The sequence below is a fragment of the Paenibacillus sp. IHB B 3084 genome (assembly GCF_001447315.1).
In the GTDB taxonomy this organism is placed as follows: Bacteria; Bacillota; Bacilli; order Paenibacillales; family Paenibacillaceae; genus Paenibacillus.
Map to the genome: position 1 here is coordinate 4,445,353 of NZ_CP013203.1, position 21,124 is coordinate 4,466,476.

Here is a 21,124-nt window from a genome sequence, read left to right on the forward strand (position 1 = left end):
GGTGAGTGATATAAAGCCTTACAAGTGCTGAACAACAAAGATGATGACGTCGACCAACGAATCGACATCCGAAAAATGATGTCATAGGACGTGGTTAACCGACTATATTCATTTTCAAAACGGAATATCAGATCGGTTTGGGAGCACTCAAGATCATTCAGGGAAAACGTAAGGCTTTGTCTCTTGTTATGAATGCGTTTTCATAACACGAAATTGTAAATCAATATATTTGAATTTGATTTACGACGAAGGTTTGATCGGCTATTACCGTCTTGTGACCTATCTGAAATTTCGCCCAGCATCTAAATCCTTTTTTAAATTTGATGGGATAAGGGGGGCAGTTAGATGATCATAACGAAGATATTTAATAACAACGCCATAATAGCCAAAGATCAAAAAAGAGATGAATTTGTTGTTATGGGTCGTGGTATTGCATTCAAAAAGAGTGCGGGCGAACAAGTAGAAGAGCATCTAATTGAAAAGGTCTTTGTGCTTAAACATAAAGATGCTTCAGAAAAATTCAAGTTATTGTTAGAGGATGTTCCATCAGAATATGTTTCGTTATGCTATGACATCATTGAATATGGAAAAAGCATATTAGAAGCACAATTGAGCGATTATATATATGTTTCACTTACGGATCACATGAACAATGCATTTAAAATGTTTGATGAAGGGTTTAAAAATACAAATCCATTAATTTGGGAGATCAAAAAATTTTATCCCAAAGAATTTGGGGTTGGATTAAAAGCACTGGAGTTCATTGAAGACGAAACAGGCAAACGCTTGTCGGAAGATGAAGCAGGCAATATAGCCCTTCATTTAATAAATGCTCAAGTAAACAGCTCCTACAATAAGGTAGCAGATGTTGCACAGCAAACTCAAAAAATACAGGATATCTTAAATATTATTAAATACTCTTATAATAACACCATAGATGAACACTCAATCAGTTATGAGCGATTTATTACACATTTAAGATTCTTTTTTCAGCGATTAAATAAAAAAGAAAAAGTAGAACTGGAAGACGACTTTTTGTGGAGGCAAGTGAAAGCAAAGTACAAAAAGGCCTATGGCTGCATGCTGAAGATTGAGAAATACTTGGATATGGTATTGTCAGATGAGGAAAAGCTGTATATAACGATTCATATTCAGCGTGTGACCCAAAGACAAAATTGAATAACTCTTGGATTGTTACTGGTAATGCAGGCGAAACCAACCTAGATCGAATTTGATCTATTTTGGTTTTGCCTTTTTTATAAATACCATTATTTTGAATAGTTCAATTCCCTCGAAGGCACAATATATAGGCAGTCTATAATATTGCTGAAACGCTCTCGAGATGGATACAAAATGCCAACTACAAATAAAGGGGAAGTTACGATGAAGTATGAGACATTAGCAAAAGACATTATCAAAAATGTCGGCGGCAAAGAAAATGTGAATAGTCTAACTCATTGTGTAACACGTTTGCGTTTCAAACTAAAAGATGAAAGCAAGGCCAATACAGAGGTTTTGAAAAACATGGATGGTGTTGTTACAGTAGTAAAAAGTGGTGGGCAATACCAGGTTGTTATAGGTAACCATGTACCGGAGGTTTACGCTGAAGTTACTGCTGTAGGCGGTTTCCAGGAAGCGTCTTCAGAAGAAGCATCAGATGAAAAAATGAGTTTGTTCAATAGATTCATTGATACGATTTCAGGTGTATTTACACCAACGCTTGGTGTCCTGAGTGCCACGGGTATGATTAAGGGCTTCACTGCCTTATTTGTAGCTTTGGGCTTGCTTACCACAACATCAGGTACCTATCAAATTCTCAATGCTTTAGGTGATTGTTTGTTCTACTTCTTTCCTATTTTCCTGGGGTATACGTCGGCCAAAAAGTTCAATGCCAACATTTTTATAGGTATGGCCATAGGGGCATCTCTTGTTTATCCGACATTTAGCACGATAACAGCCTCGGGCAAACCGCTGTACACTTTATTTAGCGGAACCATATTTGAATCGCCTGTGTATATAACATTTTTGGGTATTCCGGTCATTCTGATGAGCTATGCGTCAACCGTTCTTCCGATTATCATATCCACCTATGTAGGCTCAAAAATAGAAAACTTCTTTAAAAAGGTCATCCCTAGCGTAGTGAGAACATTTTTGGTTCCGTTTTTCACCTTGTTAGTTATTGTTCCGTTAGCACTGATCGCAATTGGACCTCTCTCAACTTGGGCTGGTCAGCTGCTTGGCGCAGGCACTCTCTTTGTGTATAACTTAAGTCCAATTATTGAAGGTATACTCATGGGTGCTTTCTGGCAAGTGTTTGTTATCTTTGGATTACATTGGGGACTTGTTCCGATCGCACTTAACAATTTGGCAGTGCTCAAATTCGACCCGATCCTTGCTGCGACGCTTGGAGCTTCCTTTGCTCAGACGGGTGTCGTGCTGGCAATTTTGTTTAAAACCAAAAATGCAAAGCTGAGATCACTTTCCATTCCAGCTGTCATCTCGGGGATTTTTGGTGTTACAGAACCAGCGATTTACGGGATTACATTACCACGCAAGAAACCATTTATTTTAAGCTGTATAGCGGCTGCAGTAGGCGGCGGCATTATAGGAATGATGGGAACGAAAGGGTATATCCTCGGTGGATTGGGTGTTTTCGCCATTCCGAGCTATATCAGCCCGGCAGGAATAGACAGCGGATTTTATGGAGCTATTATTGGAATCTTGGTAAGCTTTGTATTAGGATTCTTGCTTATGTTCTTTAGCGGATTTAAAGATGATGAAGTGAAAGAAGCGAATAAGGAAGACAGCACAACAGGAGGAGCTAAAGGAGAAATTTTAGTCAAACAAGAGACTGTGATGAGTCCATTAAAAGGCGAAGTGAAGCCTTTATCTGAAGTAACAGACGAAGCCTTTTCGACAGGTGCTCTGGGTAAAGGGATTGCCATTGAGCCTTCCGAAGGCAAGGTCGTTTCACCTGTAGACGGCGTATTAACATCATTATTTTCGTCAGGTCATGCGATCGGAATTACAAGTGATCACGGTGTTGAAGTCCTCATCCATGTAGGCAAGGATACAGTCAAATTAAAAGGCAAACATTTTTATCCTAAAGTAAAACAGGGGGATGCTGTTAAAAAAGGTCAGCTGCTCATGGAGTTTGATATGGAAGCTATCAAAGAGGCAGGTTTTGTTCTGACCACACCTGTTATCGTGGCTAATACTGCGAATTACCTGGATGTTATTGAAACAGAGAAGAAGTCGATTGATTTTCAAGAGGATTTATTGACGGTTGTAGTCTAATCCTAATTAAATGTTGAGGAGGAACTGAACAATGAAAAATATAACTAAGGAATTTCCACAAGGATTTTTATGGGGAGGGGCTACGGCTGCTAACCAATTTGAAGGTGGATATAACGAAGACGGTAAGGGATTGAGCACCGCCGATGTAATTACAGCTGGGACACATACGACTTCCCGAAGAATTACACCTGTATTGGAAGCAGGAATGAACTATCCAAGTCACGAGGCTATTGATTTCTTCCATCACTATAAAGAGGATATCCGATTATTTGCAGAAATGGGTTTCAAGGTCTTTAGAATGTCCATTGCCTGGTCAAGAATATTTCCTAACGGAGATGATGCAGAGCCGAATGAGCAAGGCTTACAGTTCTATGATCGTGTATTTGCAGAATTGAAAAAGTATAATATCGAGCCTTTGGTTACGATCTCACATTACGAAGCGCCGTTTAATCTAACTCAAAAATATAATGGCTGGTCTGACCGCAGAGTGGTAGATTTTTATGTGAGATATTGTGAAGTGCTTTTTAACAGATATCAAGATGTCGTAAAATACTGGTTGACCTTTAATGAAATCAATATTTTAACCTTGTCTTTTGGTGCGTTCATGGCTGGAGCCATGATGCCGGAGGGGAATGGAGAGCTTGCCCATGCTACAGTGAAGGATGAGCAGGTTCTGTATCAAGCTTTGCACCATCAATTTATTGCCAGCGCAAAGGCAGTAAAGCTGGGGCATGAAATCAACAAGGACTTTAAAATCGGCTGTATGATTGCTTATATGTGTTCGTATCCACTTACATGTCATCCTGATGATTTACTGCTGGCCCAACAAAAGGATAACTTGAGCAACTTCCTGTGTTCAGATGTTCAAGTAAGAGGAGCCTATCCCGGATTTGCCAAGCGATATTTTAAAGAAAATAATATTGATATCGCCATGCAAGAAAATGATGAGAATATCCTTAAGGAAGGCTGTGTGGATTTCTATACCTTCAGTTATTATTCATCTACTTGTGTCAGTGCCGATCCCAACCAGGAGAAGGTGGGAGGGAATTTATCCATGGGATTAAAGAATCCTCATTTGAAAGCAAGTGCTTGGGACTGGCAGATCGATCCACAGGGATTAAGATGGTCCCTCAATAACATTTATAACCGATATGAAATCCCGTTAATGGTTGTTGAAAATGGCCTTGGCGCCGTAGATACAGTGGAAGAAGACGGCTCCATTCACGATGATTATCGAATTGATTATCTAAAGCAACACATTGAGCAAATGAAAGAAGCGATTGCTGATGGAGTAGACTTAATAGGGTATACGCCTTGGGGGTGTATTGATCTGGTAAGTGCGGGAACCGGTGAAATGAAAAAGCGTTATGGGTTTATATACGTCGATAAGGATAATGAAGGCAAAGGGACACTTGCCAGATCCAGAAAGAAGAGCTTTTATTGGTATAAGAATGTGATAGAAACGAATGGAGAGCAGTTGGATTAAATCTTTGTGCCTGATTTGCGAGTGGAGTAGAACCTAAAACGAATCTAAAAAAGATAAAGCAGCGCGTGCCGATCTTAATTTGGTATGCGCTGTTTAATTTCTCTGAAATGAAAACAATCTATTTCCGTTTTTTTAAGGAGATAAAACCATTAGTCACGATTGTATTCGTACGAGATATGATGCTTATAACGCTATGTATGTGTGCCCATTCTGCCAGGCTATCCGCAATGAATTTTAGTCAATCCCCTCATGGATCCCCGAATATCTCCACAGCTTATTCCAATAAGTCTGGTCAAATAGTTCAAATTCAGCTAATATTATTGATAACGATTCTCATTTAGAGGATCAGGATGAATGAAAACATTTGAGGTGGAAGCGTGTGAATTCAAATTCGTTATCATTAATATATCAGCATTATTTGGAAAAAACTCCGTTCAGACAACAGAACGAGCATACGTATATGATTTTACCGGAAGCGGGCCATGGACATATCTACAGAGTTACAACTTACAGCGGAATTGAAATTGTGTATTCGCACCTTCAATATCACGAGCCGTACCCGACCAACTTTGCTTCCAGAGGACAAATGATTGAGCTTCAATTTGCGCTTTCCGGTCAACGTCATGTGAATGTGGCTGGTCTGGATTATACACTCCCGATGGGGCAGGGGCACTTATTTTTTTACAGGATTTTAAAGCGCTTTTCCATCCTCCGGTTAATGAACAATACAAATCATTTGCACTTGGTATTCCTGTTTCGTTGTTTAATTATGCGGCTTCACAGTTAGCGGCTCGTCGGCAGGTAGCTATTGAATTTAATCAAATTCTTAAGGGAGCTGCATTCCATCACTTTAGTTTTGAACTGGATCACAGAAGTATAGTGATGATTGAGCATCTGATAAAAGACTTGAAAAGTGTGCATAGATCGCCTTTATTAATGGAAGCAGCTGCATTAGAGATTTTGAATAGGTTTATGATTCAATTATTTGATTTAACACCCATGCCCGAAGGTTTGTCTAAAGAAGATGTCAGAAAGCTGCATATGGCTCGGCAAATCCTTGAATCCAGCATGATTGATCCTCCCTCACTAATCGCATTATCCAAAAAAGTTGGCCTAAACGACTTTAAATTAAAAAAGGGGTTCAAGGCTTGTTTTGGAACTACTGTATTTGAATATTTGCGTCAAATTCGTCTGGATTATGCGATGAAGTTGCTACGAAGTCAAGAAAGTAATGTGACAGAAGCAGCGATGGCTGTAGGATACAGTAATGTGAGTGCATTTTCAGAGCAATTTTTCCGAGAATACGGAGTGAAGCCATCATCCTTAAAGAAAGTATTTTAAATTAAAAATCCGTTTAACCGTAGAATAATCCGTATATAGGCAGTAGGGTTTTGCTATGACTCGTATACTTTTGCATAGAGAGAATCTATAACAGAGGAGTGTACGAGGATGAATAGAATAAAAGGGAGCATCTTTTTTAGCGTATTTGTGGCTATGCTAGGGCTCATGCTCATTGCTCCAATTATGCCGCCCCTTATTCGTGAGTTGGGGTTAAGAGAAAGCCATTCTGGGTTAATCATATCGCTGGGTTCTATTACCATGGCCTTAATGGCTCCAGTATGGGGAAATCTGAGTGATGCAAAAGGACGCAAACCTGTAATCCTGATTGGGTTCATAGGGATGTGTATAAGTTGCTTGCTGTTTACGCTTACTCTTTTTGGAGGATTGAATGGATGGCTCAGCGGGGGGCTGTTGTTAGTCCTGCTGATTGTTACACGCGGTTTGATAGGCGGGTTTATCCCGGCGGTATTGTCATCTTCCCAAGCCTATATGGGAGATGTGACGGAGGGAGAAGATCGGGGCAGTGGGATGGCTATTATTAGCGCGGCCAATGGGCTTGGACTGGTATTTGGACCCGCTATTGCAGGTGCCTTTACTTTAATAGGCCTGCTGTGGCCCCTGTATTTTGGAATCGTGATTGCTGCTGTAGCATTTGTAGTGGCCCTGCTGGCAATTCCGTCTGCAAAACCCGTTATTCAGCAAAAGCCAGCCCGGATTAACCCTTTTCAACCAGGTCTACGAATGTATTTGTTTGTAGGTTTGGTTACGATGATTAGTATTGTGACCATCCAGGTTATAGGCGGATTTTATTTTCAAGATCAATTAGGCCTTTCATCCGAAGAAACAGCAAGAGTAGTTTCCTTTGGGCTCATGTTTTCTGGGGCAGCCATGCTGATCGTACAGATCGTTCAGATGAAATGGCTTAAATGGCAACCCAAGCCGATGATTTTGCTCGGTTCTCTGTTCCTTATTGCCGGGATGCTGTTATTCCTCATTTCAACCAGCTTGGTAGTCTACAATTTAGCGTTCTTTATGTTTGGTATAGGTACGGGCTTACTAATGCCTGGATTTATGGCCGGTGCTTCTCTTTCTGTCAGTAAAGAACAGCAAGGGGGAGCCGCTGGTTTGGTGGCTGCTGTCCAGGGCATTTCTGCGATTATTGCTCCTATTTTGACAACGACTCTGTATCGGGAGGACAAATATATTCCCTTTGCTCTTATAGCGGTTCTGGTAGCTGTTATGGCTATCATTATGTTGGGGGTAAGAAAAAGAAAAGGGGCAGGAGATTGACTAAGAAGGGAAAAATAAATTGATAAAGATCCTTTGTCCTGTTGGATGAAGGATCTTTGTGCTTTCTATATATAGTAATCTGGCAAAGCAACAATGCGGTACGGTTGTGTTGTCATATTTTTTTGATTCTTTCATTAATACACTACATTAAAATAACTTTATGTGTTAGTTTAGTGCGCGAACGACAAAATTCGTCATTATTTTTAGTTATTCAGGACGTGGTACCCGCTCCTGTTCCTTAGTACAATTAATCAAAATAACAAGTGATGAAAAGAAAGGTGACAAATAAGCAGGGATTACGGATAAGGGGGGACAGGCCGTGGCCGTTTACACACTACGTAGATTGATTCAAATGATTCCGGCACTGCTTGGTATTGTCGTCATTACATTCATGATCTCGAGAGTGCTTCCGGGTGATCCTGCCGTGATGCTTGCGGGGGAACAGGCTACACCTGAGACGATTGAAAATATTCGCAGCAGCATGGGACTAGATCAGCCGAAGTACATTCAATTCTTTCATTATGTAGTTGGATTGTTCCAAGGTGATCTGGGTCAGGCTTATCACACCGGACAGTCAGTGGCAAGCGACTTTGCTACCCGGTTTCCGGCAACCATCGAGTTGGCGCTGGCAAGCTTGATTATTGCAATCCTGGTGGCAATCCCGATTGGCATTTTGGCGGCAACTCGAAAAGAATCGATTGTTGACCACATTTCACGTGTGTTTTCCTTAATCGGTGCATGTATGCCTATCTTTTGGATTGGACTGTTATTCATTTATATTTTTTATGCTAAATGGGGCATCGCTCCTGCGCCAATGGGCCGAATTAGCGGTGACATCAATCCGCCGACGCACGTTACGGGGCTTTATGTACTCGATAGTCTGATGACCGGTGATTTTGTAGCTTTAAAGAGCAGTTTATCCCATTTGGTCCTGCCAGCAGTCTGTCTAAGCACAGGCACTATGGCGATTGTGGCGCGGATGATGCGTTCCAGCATGTTGGAAGTCATCGGCCAGGATTTTGTCCGCACGGCCAGAGCCAAAGGTCTGCGCGAAGGGATTGTCATTTACAAGCACGCGCTCATTAACGCTTTTATTCCCACACTTACCGTACTTGGTTTGCAGGTCGGTTACCTGATTGGTGGAGCGGTTATTACCGAAACGATTTTTACCTGGCCAGGCGTAGGCAGTTATGTGACGGATTCAATTTTAGCTGCTGATTACGCGCCGATTCAAGCATTTACCTTGGTAAGTGCGCTGATTTACAGCTTTATCAATCTTGGAGTCGACCTGGTTTACGGATTGATTGATCCACGTATCCGGTATGAATGATAACGAAGCACAAAAGTAGGGGGAGGTACTCGGATGAGCACTGCAAGTGATTTGGTGGCAAAAGCGGCTGTACCTCAGCCTAATGCAACCGCTATACCGAAACGAAAAACCTTTTGGCGATTGCTGTTTGGCAACAAGCTCGCTTTAATCGGATTCATTTTTATCGTTGGGTGGACGCTCATTGCCATCCTCTCATCCTGGATCGTTACACATGACCCTTACGTAACCGACCCGGCGAACAAGCTGCTGCCGCCAAGTGCAGAACATTGGTTTGGGACCGATAATTACGGACGTGACATTCTCAGCCGTGTTATTTACGGAGCGAGAATCAGCATATGGACAGGGATGATCGCCGTGTCGATCTCATTTATCATCGGCGTACCGCTTGGAGCAATCGCAGGTTTCTATGGCGGTCGAATGGGCAGCATTATTATGCGCTGTATGGATATTCTGCTTGCTTTCCCGTCGCTGGTACTCGCCATGGCGATCGCTGCAGCGATGGGGCCAGGACTGATGAGCGCACTCATCGCCGTGGGAATTGTAGGCATACCCGAATTCGCCAGACTGATTCACGGACAAACCATCTCTCTCCGGGAAAAGGAGTTTGTTGAGGCCAGCCGGGCGATCGGTGTAACGAACGGAACGATCTTGTTTCGCCACATTTTGCCTAATGCACTTGCCCCACTGCTTGTGAATGCAACGCTTGGAATGGGCTTCGCCATCCTGACCTCTGCCAGTCTCAGCTTCCTGGGACTCGGTGTCAAACCCCCGATTGCCGAATGGGGCGCAATGATTTCGGAAGGGCGAGCGTATATAATTTCCGGTGAGTGGTGGATTGTAACCTTCCCGGGTCTTGGAATTGCGACAGCTATATTGGGCTTCAATTTGCTTGGAGACGGTTTGCGGGATGTTCTTGATCCTAGACTGCGCTCTAGCAAATAAAAATAAATAGATCATTAAAGGGGAGAACGTAAGCCATGTTGAAAAAAAGTCTTTCTTTAATTGTCGTCTTGTCTACGTTGCTTTGGACGGCAGGCTGCGCAAGCAATGCCAACAGCCCGTCCGCTTCGCCTGGAGAGAAAGGAGCAGATGCCCCATCCCCACCAAAGGCGATTACACTTGCTTACTCGGAGGGAGGGTCAACCATGGACCCTGCTGAGGCAAGTGATCTTACATCGGACACCCTTGTGCTTGCGCTCTATGATCAGCTTGTGACCTATGGCAAAAAGTCTACTGATAGCGGCGAAGTGGCAGATACGGAAGCAATTAAGCGCATGCTGGCTGAAAAATGGGATGTTTCCGCTGATAACATGACTTATACATTGCATCTGCGTAAAGACGTTAAATTCCAAAGTGGCAATCCACTGACCGCCAATTCCGTGTTGTATTCCTTTGAGCGGCTTAAAAATTCCGATTCCGGTAGCTTTCTGTATGGTATGAGCTCCATTAAAACCGCTACAGCACCGGATGAGCACACCGTTGTTATTACATTGTCCCAACCCAATCATATGTTTCTGCAAATCCTGTCATTGTACAACTTCTCCATTGTGGATGATGTGGTTGTCAAAGAAAATGGCGACGGCGACTATTTGAAAACACATGCGGCAGGTTCAGGTCCGTTCAAGCTTGAAAAATGGGACCCTGCGACAGAAGCTGTCTTTAATGCTAATGCCGGCTACTGGCAAGGAGCGCCAAATCTGAGCAAAGTAACGATGAAGTTTACCAAGGAAGCTTCCAACCGTGTACTTCTGCTGGATAAAGGCGATGTGGACATGGCGATTGAGATTCCTGCAAAGGACGTTTCGAAGCTGGAAACCAACGCTGATTTGAAGGTTCAATCCAATGCAAGTAACCGGATTCTGTATTTCGCCATGAATAACAAAGTTAAACCTTTTAATGATCCAAAAGTGCGTCAAGCGATTGCTTATGCCATTCCTTACGACCAATTAATCGACGATGTCATGTACGGTCAAGCAAAGCAAATGAAGAGTTCTGTAGCGAGTAACACGCCTGGCTACACCGATGCGGGCTACAGCTACAAGCACGACCTGGACAAAGCAAAACAACTGCTTACAGAAGCGGGTTATCCTAATGGGTTTAATTTTGACCTGACACTGGGTTCCGGCTTCCAGGACTGGGCAGATGATGCTGTATTGATTCAAGCTGAACTTGCCAAGATTGGCGTAAAGATGAATGTTGTCAATGTTGCTCGTGCACAGTTCCTTGAACAGCAACGAGAAGGCAACCTGACAGCATACATTTCCAAATGGACTTCTTTCGTCAACGACCCTGGTTACCATCTCGGGTTTCTGATGTACAGCGGCGGTTCTTCGAATTATATGCATTACGCTAATGCAGAAGTGGATAAGCTTTGGGAGCAAGCAGGCAAAGAGCAAGATGAAAATAAACGTAAAGAGCTGTATGGCAAAGCACAAGAACTTATAAATCAAGATTCGCCATGGGCGTACCTGTATGAATACAATCGGGTTGTTGGCATGAGCAAAGACGTCACTGGATATGTTTACTACCCAGATGAGGTTATCCGATTCTATTCATTGAATAAAGAGTAAGTTGTGATCTTACCTTATGCCTTCGGTTTTTACAGCCGAAGGCTATCATTTTACACCTGAAGTATGAAGCTGATCCCGAGGGATCGTAAAAAATTTTGTTGGCTAAATGGAAAACGTGAAGGGACTGAATGGAAATGACAGATTGGAAAACGTTAGTTCTTAATGAAATAGATAAACGGCAAGACGAATTGCTTGAGCTATGCTCGCGATTGATTCAGTTTCCTTCGGAAAATCCTCTAGGTGACTCACGCGAAATTAGTCAGTTCATTATGGACTATCTTAAAGAAGCAGGTATAGAAACAACGGTGTATGAATCCGGGCCGAATATGTGGAATCTCATTTCTGATTATGGCGCTGAAACGGCGAACGGAAAAAAACTGATTTTCTGTGGGCATACAGACGTTGTGCCGGCAGGGGATCGTTCTCGTTGGGATTTTGATCCGTTTTGTGGTGAAGTACGGGATGGCTATCTCCTGGGCCGCGGTGCTTCGGACATGAAAGCAGGACTGGGCGGATTAATATTTACCGTTGTGCTGTTCTCCAAATTGGGCGTACCGCTCGAAGGTGCGTTGTCGTTGCTTGTAGTTCCAGACGAGGAAACCGGGGGACATCTTGGAGTACCTTGGGTGCTGGAAAGAAAGCTGATTGAAGGAACGGCTGCTGTGATCGCAGAGCCTTCAGGCCCGCAAAACCCGACAATCGGTCAAAAGGGAAGCTGCTGGTTTGAGTTTACCGTTGAAGGTACGCCGGGTCATGGCAGTCTGCAACCGATCGCAGGTGAAAGTGCTATTTTGAAAGCGGCCAGAGGGATTGAAGCCCTGCAACAACTGTGGGACATCGAACCGGACATTCCGGAAGAAGTCAAAGAGATCATTGAAATTTCCAAGCGTTATGTAAGCGAACGGGAAAACCCGGCTTATGGACAAGCCTTTGACCATGTAACAGTGAACATCGGTACGATTCAGGGAGGCACCAAAGTCAATGTGGTTGCTGACCGTTGTACGGTACAAGTGGATTCTCGTGTTCCTTTTGGTGTAGACCATCGGGATGTACTGGCTAGAGCGAAAGAATTACTTGCTAGTGTAGACATTCACGTTGAACCCAAGCAGTTCGGGTTTTTCGGTAATGCCAACTGGACCCCACCAACCGAACCAATTGTGCATGATCTTGTGGATTCCATCGCTGAAGTCAGCGGTAAAGAAGCTTATGGCGTACTACAATGGGCAACCAGCGACGCACGTGCATTCCGCAAATATAATATTCCGGTATTGCAATATGGACCTGCCGACCTGGGAACCATCCACAACTTCAACGAAAGAGCTCCAGTATGGCAGATCCTTCAATCCGCGAAAGTATACGCCTTGACGGCGCTTAAATATCTGAACACAACAAAAACAGAAGCTTAAGGGGAGCTAGACGTATGATGAAACAAGTTTACGAGGTATATGATCTTTTGGACAGCCCGTCCGCTAGCGGGGCAGAAGTAAAAGCTTATCTGGAACAACTGGGTCAAGCGGACATCAGCGTCACAACCGTTGAGGGTCAGAAAGGCTCTACGGATTTTATCAAAGTTGTTATTGTTGGAAAAAACGGTCGTATTCGCGGTGGCGATTGCCCAACCCTGGGTGTGATTGGTCGTCTTGGCGGACTTGGAGCACGTCCGGAAATGATCGGATTTGTATCTGATGGTGATGGCGCGGCAGCAGCGATTTCAGCAGCAGCCAAGCTTTTGTCTATGCAGTCCAAAGGTGATGTGCTGGACGGCGACGTGATTATCTGTACACACATTTGCCCGGATGCACCTACCCAGCCGCATGATCCGGTTCCATTTATGGATTCGCCAGTAGATATTTTGACCATGAACCAGTATGAAGTGACTCCCGAGATGGAAGCTATTCTGTCGATTGATACTACAAAAGGGAATCGTGTCATCAATCATAAAGGGATTGCTATTTCCCCTACCGTACGTGAGGGCTACGTGTTGCGGATCAGTGAAGACCTTGTTGATATTGTGCAGACCGTAACCGGCGAACCGTGTGTTACTTTTGCTGTGACCACGCAGGATATTACACCTTACGGCAATGATCTGTATCATATCAACAGCATTTTGCAGCCAGCGGTGGCAACCTCGGCCCCGGTTGTGGGTGTAGCGATTACCGCAGCCGCCCCCGTACCAGGCAGTGCAACGGGTGCAAGCCACGAAGGCGATATTTCGCTGGCTGCTAAAGTGGCTGTGGAAACAGCCAAGGCCTATGGACGCGGCCAATGCTCTTTTCATTCGAAAAAAGAATTTCAACATATCACCAAGCTGTACGGAGACATGAAGCATCTGCAAACGATGGGCCAGTCCGAATAGGCTCGTCCTTTTAGATAAAAACGTGAAGATTCATGATGGACAAGGAGGGGAAAGAGGACATGGCACAATTGCTTGAAGTAACCAATCTCCGCACAGAGTTTAAGACTGCGGCGGGTACCATCCGGGCAGTGGACGGCGTCGATCTGTCGGTTGGCAAAGGGGAAACACTCGGGATTGTTGGGGAATCCGGGTGTGGCAAAAGCATCACTTCCCTTTCCATTATGCAACTTCTCCCCAAAGGGCTTGGGAAAGTAGCTGCTGGTGAAGTGCGGTTTAACGGCGAAAACATGCTGGATTACTCAGAGCGGAAAATGCGTTCAATTCGAGGTAATGAGATCGCTATGATTTTTCAGGAGCCTATGACCTCGCTGAATCCTGTGTTCAAAATCGGCAAACAAATTGCTGAATCTGCCCGATATCATCACGGTGTAAGTAAACATAAAGCCAAGGACATGGCAGTGGAAATGCTGATTAAAGTTGGCATCCCGCGCCCGGAAAAAGTAGCCGTTGCTTATCCGCATGAGCTCTCGGGTGGTATGCGCCAGCGGGTTATGATTGCGATGGCAATGGTCTGCAACCCGAAGCTGCTAATCGCCGATGAGCCGACAACGGCACTTGACGTGACCATTCAGGCGCAAATCCTTGATTTGATGCGTGACCTGCAAAAGTCCGAAGGAACTTCCATTCTGATGATTACCCATGATCTCGGCGTTGTAGCCGAAATGTGTGATCGGGTAGTTATTATGTACGCTGGGCAGGTGGTGGAAGAGACGGATGTCAAAACACTTTTTAAAGATCCAAAACATCCTTATACGCAAAGCTTGCTGGCTTCATTGCCGCAGTTGAACAGTGAGCAGGATCGACTGGCTTCAATTCCGGGTCAGGTTCCAAATCCGCTGGACATGCCGGCAGGCTGCCGCTTTGCACCACGCTGTCAGTTTGCCAAGGAAATTTGTCGTGAGGAGGCACCGGTGCTTAAAGAAGTGGAGTCCGGGCACAAATGCCGTTGCTTGCTACAGCAGGAGGGATATCATGAGTACACTGCTTGAAATACGTAACCTGAAAAAACACTATCCGATCAAAAAAGGACTTTTTGCCAAAGAAGTGGGAGCAGTCAAAGCGGTGGATGGTATAACGCTGTCGGTACAGCAGGGCGAAACTCTCGCCATTGTGGGGGAATCCGGCTGTGGCAAATCTACAACAGGTCGGGCAATCCTCAGACTGATCGAGCCGACGGATGGAGAAATTCTATTTAACGGTACGGATATACGGAAGCTGAATACCGAGCAGCTGCGCAAATTCAGAACGGATATGCAAATGGTGTTTCAGGACCCGTTTGCTTCACTTGATCCAAGATGGACGGTGCAGCAGGTGCTGGAAGAACCGCTAATCACTCATGAAAAGTTGAGCAAAACACAGCTCAAAGATCGTGTGGAAAACCTGCTCGAAGTGGTTGGATTGTCCCCTTATCACGCCAATCGTTACCCGCACGAGTTTTCAGGGGGTCAACGCCAGCGGATCGGGATTGCAAGAGCACTGGCGCTTCATCCCAAATTTATCGTTTGTGATGAGCCGGTTTCGGCGCTCGATGTGTCCATTCAGGCGCAGGTGCTTAACCTGATGAAGGACTTGCAAAAACAATACGACCTGACGTATATGTTCATTTCCCATGACCTGTCGGTCGTGAAATTTATTAGCGACCGTGTTGGTGTGATGTACCTGGGCAAGCTGGTGGAGCTCGCACCCACCCAAGAAATGTTCAAGGAGCCGCTGCATCCGTATACAAAAGCGTTGATGTCTGCGGTACCTGTAGCCGATCCAGAAGCGGAACGGGACCGGATCGTGCTTAAAGGCGATGTGCCGAGCCCGGAAAATCCGCCAAGCGGCTGCGCGTTTCATAACCGTTGTCCGGCAGCGATGGACATTTGCAGCAAAGTGCAGCCCCTCTTTGCCGAGGCGGCACTGGGTCGGCAGGTGGCTTGCCACTTGTACCCGACTTCTGCACCGGAACAAGCGATAGCCGGACAGGAATAAGCTAGCTGAAAAAGAATAAATATACTTTATAGTAAAAATGAAGCCTGAATCCGCCCCCAAACGGATTCAGGCTTTTTTAAGGAGTGCTGCTCTGAAAAAGTACATATTTATCTAATAGATCCATTTTAAGATTCAATATAAGGGGTGGAATTTCAACACCTGTAAATCAAGCATATAACATGCAGGGATACAACATTGCGCACAATCAATGGAAGCGTTTTAATTTGAATATAGAAACACAAAAGAAGACCTCAGGGAGGATATAAGAATGCTAAAAGTGAAAGCGCTTAGATGCGAACATTTAAATAATCCGATTGGATTGGGTTGTCTAAAACCGCGACTCAGTTGGCAGATTGAATCTGACAAAATGTATGTTTCACAAAAACGGTTCCAATTGCAAGTATCCGTTAATCCCACTTTTGAATCGCTGATCTGGAATCATTTTGCCTATTCGGATCAATCCATTCTGTTTCCATATGAAGGCCCTCCACTGGAATCAGGACAAAGATATTATTATCGGGTAAAAGTGTGGGCTCAAGGAGCGGGTGACACAGAAGCAGAAGAATCGAAATGGAGTGAGTCCGGCTTTTGGGAGATGGGGTTGCTCCATGAGCAGGACTGGAAAGCACAATGGATCACGGTGAAGGAGCGGAGCATAAATGAAGAGTTTCAGACAAGAGCTCCTTTTGCCACTTCCAAGTGTTTTTCAGTTGAGGGGAAAGTGAAAAAAGCAGTCATTTATGCTACAAGCCTGGGTCTATATGAACTGGAGTTAAACGGGCAAAAAGTGGGCGATGCCTACTTTACCCCAGGATGGACGGATTATAACGATCGTGTCCAGGTGCAAGCGTATGACGTGACTTCTGCCATTCAAGAACAAAATAACCGAATCACAGCAACGGTGGGAGAAGGCTGGTATAGCGGTTATCTGGGCTGGCAGAAGCGCAAGGACACCTACGGGGACACGAATGCATTGCTACTTCAAATGGAGATTAGTTATGAAGATGGCCGTTCTGAACTCATTTGCTCTGATTCTTCTTGGGAAGAAACGAACTGTGCCATTTTAATGTCGGATATTTATAACGGCGAAATCTATGATGCCAGACTTGAGCAGCGGGCACCCGAACATAGCTCTTTAACCGAACGGAAAATGATGCAGATCGTCCCGTTCCCATTAAGTCATCTGGTTGCTCAGGAGAATGAGCCTGTCCGTGTGATGAACCGATTGAAGCCTGTTGAGCTCATTCGAACCCCCAAAGGTGAGCTTGTGCTTAACTTGGGCCAAAATATGGTAGGCTGGCTGGAATTTAAAGTTGAAGCCCCTGAAGGTACGGTTTTGAAGCTGGTTCATGGTGAAGTGCTGGATCAGCAAGGGAACTTTTACAGAGATAACATTCGTGATGCAGCACAGCAGATTACGTACATTTGCAGTGGGAAGGGGAAGGAGATATTTCGGCCACATTTCACTTTTCAAGGCTTTCAATATGTGAAGCTTGAGGGCTTTCCGGATGGCGTTACAATTGAAGATTTTACGGGCGTTGTTCTGCATTCGGATATGGAGAATATCGGGGTGTTTGAGACATCCGATCCGAAGCTCAATCAATTACAGCACAATATTATGTGGGGACAAAAGGGGAATTTCCTGGATGTTCCAACTGATTGCCCGCAGCGCGATGAGCGATTAGGCTGGACCGGTGATGCACAGATTTTTGCCAGAACGGCCAGCTTCAATATGAATGCGGTTTCCTTTTTCCGAAAGTGGCTGAAGGATTTGGCTTATAACCAGCTGGAGAATGGGGCAGTGCCTTTTGTAGTGCCGGATGTCCTCAAAGGAACCTTTGCGGATAATATGGACAAAACGACAGCAGCATGGGGAGACGCGGCGGTTATATGTCCGTGGACCCTATATCAATGCTATGGGGATAAGCAAATTTTAGCTCAGCAGTATGACAGTATGAAAGCATGGGTGGATTACATCCGTGCCCAGGGGAACGAAGAATGTCTTTGGGATACCGGTTTGCAGCTGGGAGACTGGCTGGCGCTGGATAGCGAGGAAGGAAGCTATTTTGGGGCGACCGACGGAACACTGGTCGCAACTGCTTACTTTGCGTATTCGACTCATATTTTGGCGCAGACGGCCAGACTGCTTAATCGTTATACCGATTACAACACATATAAAAGCTTACATGAGGGGATTAAAACCGCTTTTGCGAACCGCTACTTCGATGACGCTGGCCAACTGACCTCCAATACCCAGACTGCACAGATTGTTGCTCTGCACTTTGGATTGGTGCCGGACAAGTATAAAACGCAAGTGATCCAGGAGCTTGTACGGCTCATAGAAAAAAATGATATGCATCTGGATACCGGCTTTGTGGGCACACCCTATCTATGTCTGGTTTTGTCCGACAATGGCTATACGGATGTAGCTTATAAGATTTTATTTCAAAATGATTATCCTTCATGGCTCTATCAGGTTGAACGGGGGGCAACGACCATGTGGGAGCATTGGGACAGCATCAAAGTGGACGGCTCGTTCTGGAGTACGGATATGAACTCGTTCAATCACTATTCATACGGTTCAGTTGGAGACTTTATGTACCAAAATATTGCCGGAATCGATGTGCTTGAAGCGGGTTATAAAAAATCACGATTAGCTCCTAAACCGCCTGCTAATCTTACTTCGGCCCACGGGGAACTGGAAACGCCATATGGTGCGCTGGAAGTCCATTGGGAAATCGTGAATGAAGAAATGCAGATGACGGTTCGCGTTCCGCATAATACGACGGCTGAGATTACACTTCCGGGAGTTATGGAGCCGGATGCATTACAGCAGACCATTGCCATGCAATATCCGTCGATTCAGAATCCGCCTGTTTATATACCACAGGAGCTGGCTGGGAGAATGGGGATTACGGGGGAGCAGGCGATTTTCCAAAGGAGCGAAGATCATGAAATTACGTTTACGGTCGGTTCAGGGCAGTATGTCTTCCAGTACAGATACTGCCAGACTACCCAAGTTCCTGCCCATGCAACCAGAGGCTAAATAACATAGACTAGAGGTGAGTAACTTGATGAATATAAAAAACAAAGTATGGTTTAAAACGGCGTTGCTGTCCATTTCCTTAGTCCTGACATCAGCGAGTGCCATTTCGGCTATCATACCGATGATGCTGAATCAATTATCAGGGGTTTCTAGTTCCTTGATTGAAAGCGTAGTTACTATTCCATCCTTCACGATGATGCTGTTTGTGCTGTTGAGTGGTCCGATCTCTTCCCGATTGGGCAAAAAAAATACAGTCATGCTAGGACTTTTGCTCGTGGTCATCGGCGGAATCCTACCTATGTTCACAACTAACATTACATGGATTCTCGCGTTGCGTCTGGTATTAGGTGCAGGTCTCGGGATGTTCAATTCGCTGGCCGTCAGCTTAATTAGTGATTTTTTTGAAGGGGACGAACGTGCCCAATTAGTAGGCTTTCAAAGCGCCGTTCAAGGGCTCGGAAGCAGCTTAGCTACTTTTGTGGCAGGACAGCTTGCCTTAATCGACTGGAAGTTTGCCTTTTTATGCTATGCTATCACCATTCCTGTTGCGCTGTTATTCTTTTTTATCATTCCCGAACCAGAGCGTGTGGAGCCTACAGCGGAGCGTTCAACAGGAACGGGCCACAAGAGCGGCGGAGTATCCATACCTGTACTTGGATTAGGAGCTGCACTTTTCCTGTTTATGACCTTTATCATGATTGTGTATACCAAAACAGGTATTATGATTGCTGAAAAGAATATGCCTAATCCTGGTTTTTTAGGAACGGCGTTAACGCTGTTCTCCCTGGCAACTATGATTGCAGGCTTCTTGTTTGGTAAAATTTATAAATGGTTTAGAAATTACGCTCCCTTTATCTCCAGTCTATTAACAGCAACAGGTTTTGTACTGCTGTGGTTTGCTCAGAATGTTACCATGGTTACCGTTGCCATGCTTATCATTGGCTTTAGCTTTGCGCTGTTTATTCCTTATATTTTTACCATACTAACTAAAATCGTGCCTAAAGGCAGTGAGACGATTTCCATTTCAATTGCGATGGTAGGCTCCAATTTGGGAGCGTTTGCTTCGCCTTATGTTATCAAGTTAGTTGGCATGTTGTTTGGAAATGAAACCGCCTCATTTTCCTTCCTCGTTTCTGCGATTGTGTTTACAATTGCTGCACTCATCTGTCTGGGAATCGCTATTAGAGGAAAGGGCAGTAAGGTTCAGGCGGCAGTTCACAGTTAATGGGAGGCATCAGGTATAGGTAGTTTTTTTAACGGGCGGAGAGCCGCCCTTTTTTCCATCATATAATGAAGGAGGAGCCAGTGTTTATGAACCTTCATGAGTTGGACCAGTTGCTGAGAATCAAAACGGAAATTGAACTTTTACAACAACAAAACAACCAGGTTATTAATGATCTTTCCGAAGAAGCGGAGGACGAACGATACTATGATATAAATCAGAACATGTATCGTATGCCCGCTTTGTTTTTCTTCGGAGAACATGATATTTATATTAGCAAGCACAATAGATTTGCTCCGATGCTGGAGCACATGCATGAATTTATTGAATTAAACTATGTCTATTCAGGTAAGTGCAATCAAATCATAGCAGGCAAAGAAATTCAGCTTTGTGAAGGCCAAGTGTGTGTCCTGGATAAGGATGTGCCCCACAGCATCGCTCCTTTGGGAGAAGACGATATCCTTATTAATATCTTGCTGCAAAGAGAAACGATTTCTTCCCTGTTCTTACAACGGTTATCTAAGAAAAAAAGTCTGATTGGTGAATTTCTCGCCAACTCTGTCCTCCAGCATCAGCACCATAATCACTTTATTATTTTTGAGTCGCAACATAATGAAAACCTTCAATATATATTGCGCAGAATCTTAATCGAATATTTTTCCAGTCAAGAGGATTCGATGGAATTGGTCAAGGCTTATTTGCAGATTGTTTTTGGAGAATTGGTTCGTGTATTGGAAAGCGAGCATAATATTCACTTAAACCAGCAGGAAAATAATATTACATCTATTCTGAATTACATGGAAGAGCATTATCAGCATTTAAGCTTGCAGCAATTATCTAATCATTTCAGTTACAATAGTACGTATTTAAGTAATAAGTTAAAAAAAGTAACTGGTCTTACTTATACTCAGCTTATTGCCAACATTAAACTCAATGCAGCTTATTCTCTGGTTGTGAATACCAACCTGCCGTTCGAAATGATATTTAAGCAAGTTGGATATAACAGCATGAGTTTTTTCTATAAAAAATTTAAAATGGCTTATGGTGCTACCCCGCAAAATATCCGAAACAAGCAGTTGAGGAAATGAAGGATATCAAAGGAGCATGTAAACGCTATGACCATTACATGATGTAATAGACGTCCAATTTTTA

General features: G+C 44.3%; 14 protein-coding genes and 1 pseudogene. All 15 read left to right on the plus strand.

The annotated features are described in order from the left end of the window. The first annotated feature begins 345 nt into the window (after positions 1–345). Positions 346–1,179 (plus strand): BglG family transcription antiterminator LicT, encoded by an 834-nt coding sequence (licT, locus tag ASL14_RS20880; protein ID WP_134913298.1) that lies wholly within the window; start codon positions 346–348, stop codon positions 1,177–1,179. A gap of 204 nt (positions 1,180–1,383) precedes the next feature. After that, positions 1,384–3,297, plus strand: coding sequence for a beta-glucoside-specific PTS transporter subunit IIABC (locus ASL14_RS20885; protein ID WP_134913299.1), 1,914 nt, complete (start codon positions 1,384–1,386; stop codon positions 3,295–3,297). A 31-nt stretch (positions 3,298–3,328) separates the two neighbouring features. Then, entirely contained in the window at positions 3,329–4,783 is a 1,455-nt protein-coding gene (locus ASL14_RS20890) for a glycoside hydrolase family 1 protein (protein WP_134913300.1), read from the plus strand. A gap of 379 nt (positions 4,784–5,162) precedes the next feature. Next, positions 5,163–6,124 (plus strand): annotated as a pseudogene (locus ASL14_RS29355) (helix-turn-helix domain-containing protein). A gap of 108 nt (positions 6,125–6,232) precedes the next feature. Further along, positions 6,233–7,414 (plus strand): MFS transporter, encoded by a 1,182-nt coding sequence (locus ASL14_RS20900; protein WP_134913301.1) that lies wholly within the window; start codon positions 6,233–6,235, stop codon positions 7,412–7,414. 319 nt (positions 7,415–7,733) lie between these two features. Beyond that, positions 7,734–8,744, plus strand: coding sequence for an ABC transporter permease (locus ASL14_RS20905; RefSeq protein ID WP_189338192.1), 1,011 nt, complete (start codon positions 7,734–7,736; stop codon positions 8,742–8,744). 33 nt (positions 8,745–8,777) lie between these two features. Continuing rightward, on the plus strand, positions 8,778–9,686 hold the full coding sequence (locus ASL14_RS20910; RefSeq protein ID WP_134913302.1) for an ABC transporter permease: 909 nt from the start codon (positions 8,778–8,780) through the stop codon (positions 9,684–9,686). A gap of 35 nt (positions 9,687–9,721) precedes the next feature. Then, positions 9,722–11,314: an ABC transporter substrate-binding protein gene (locus ASL14_RS20915; protein ID WP_134913303.1), complete on the plus strand. Its 1,593-nt coding sequence runs from the start codon at positions 9,722–9,724 to the stop codon at positions 11,312–11,314. A gap of 134 nt (positions 11,315–11,448) precedes the next feature. Continuing rightward, positions 11,449–12,720, plus strand: coding sequence for a M20 family metallopeptidase (locus tag ASL14_RS20920; RefSeq protein ID WP_134914598.1), 1,272 nt, complete (start codon positions 11,449–11,451; stop codon positions 12,718–12,720). A gap of 14 nt (positions 12,721–12,734) precedes the next feature. Then, positions 12,735–13,670: a DUF1177 domain-containing protein gene (locus ASL14_RS20925; RefSeq protein ID WP_134913304.1), complete on the plus strand. Its 936-nt coding sequence runs from the start codon at positions 12,735–12,737 to the stop codon at positions 13,668–13,670. Between the two features lie 59 nt (positions 13,671–13,729). Beyond that, positions 13,730–14,719: an ABC transporter ATP-binding protein gene (locus ASL14_RS20930; RefSeq protein ID WP_134913305.1), complete on the plus strand. Its 990-nt coding sequence runs from the start codon at positions 13,730–13,732 to the stop codon at positions 14,717–14,719. After that, positions 14,703–15,704, plus strand: a complete 1,002-nt coding sequence (locus ASL14_RS20935; RefSeq protein ID WP_134913306.1) for an ABC transporter ATP-binding protein — start codon at positions 14,703–14,705, stop codon at positions 15,702–15,704. The genes ASL14_RS20930 and ASL14_RS20935 overlap by 17 nt, the downstream gene beginning before the upstream one ends. Positions 15,705–15,972: 268 nt before the next feature. Beyond that, complete coding sequence (locus ASL14_RS20940) at positions 15,973–18,750, plus strand: alpha-L-rhamnosidase (protein ID WP_134913307.1); 2,778 nt, start codon at positions 15,973–15,975, stop codon at positions 18,748–18,750. Positions 18,751–18,778: 28 nt separating this feature from the next. Continuing rightward, a complete protein-coding gene (locus ASL14_RS20945) occupies positions 18,779–19,975 on the plus strand; it encodes an MFS transporter (RefSeq protein ID WP_134913308.1) in 1,197 nt (398 codons plus the stop codon). A gap of 86 nt (positions 19,976–20,061) precedes the next feature. Next, the gene (locus tag ASL14_RS20950; RefSeq protein WP_134913309.1) at positions 20,062–21,060 is read left to right on the plus strand and encodes an AraC family transcriptional regulator; all 999 of its coding nucleotides are present in this window, start codon (positions 20,062–20,064) and stop codon (positions 21,058–21,060) included. The last annotated feature ends 64 nt before the right edge of the window (positions 21,061–21,124 follow it).

Coding starts and splice junctions, on each gene's coding strand:
- licT (WP_134913298.1), top strand. CDS start 346: ATGATCATAACGAAGATATTTAATAACAACGCCATAATAGCCAAAGAT.
- ASL14_RS20885 (WP_134913299.1), top strand. CDS start 1,384: ATGAAGTATGAGACATTAGCAAAAGACATTATCAAAAATGTCGGCGGC.
- ASL14_RS20890 (WP_134913300.1), top strand. CDS start 3,329: ATGAAAAATATAACTAAGGAATTTCCACAAGGATTTTTATGGGGAGGG.
- ASL14_RS20900 (WP_134913301.1), top strand. CDS start 6,233: ATGAATAGAATAAAAGGGAGCATCTTTTTTAGCGTATTTGTGGCTATG.
- ASL14_RS20910 (WP_134913302.1), top strand. CDS start 8,778: ATGAGCACTGCAAGTGATTTGGTGGCAAAAGCGGCTGTACCTCAGCCT.
- ASL14_RS20915 (WP_134913303.1), top strand. CDS start 9,722: ATGTTGAAAAAAAGTCTTTCTTTAATTGTCGTCTTGTCTACGTTGCTT.
- ASL14_RS20920 (WP_134914598.1), top strand. CDS start 11,449: ATGACAGATTGGAAAACGTTAGTTCTTAATGAAATAGATAAACGGCAA.
- ASL14_RS20925 (WP_134913304.1), top strand. CDS start 12,735: ATGATGAAACAAGTTTACGAGGTATATGATCTTTTGGACAGCCCGTCC.
- ASL14_RS20930 (WP_134913305.1), top strand. CDS start 13,730: ATGGCACAATTGCTTGAAGTAACCAATCTCCGCACAGAGTTTAAGACT.
- ASL14_RS20935 (WP_134913306.1), top strand. CDS start 14,703: ATGAGTACACTGCTTGAAATACGTAACCTGAAAAAACACTATCCGATC.
- ASL14_RS20940 (WP_134913307.1), top strand. CDS start 15,973: ATGCTAAAAGTGAAAGCGCTTAGATGCGAACATTTAAATAATCCGATT.
- ASL14_RS20945 (WP_134913308.1), top strand. CDS start 18,779: ATGAATATAAAAAACAAAGTATGGTTTAAAACGGCGTTGCTGTCCATT.
- ASL14_RS20950 (WP_134913309.1), top strand. CDS start 20,062: ATGAACCTTCATGAGTTGGACCAGTTGCTGAGAATCAAAACGGAAATT.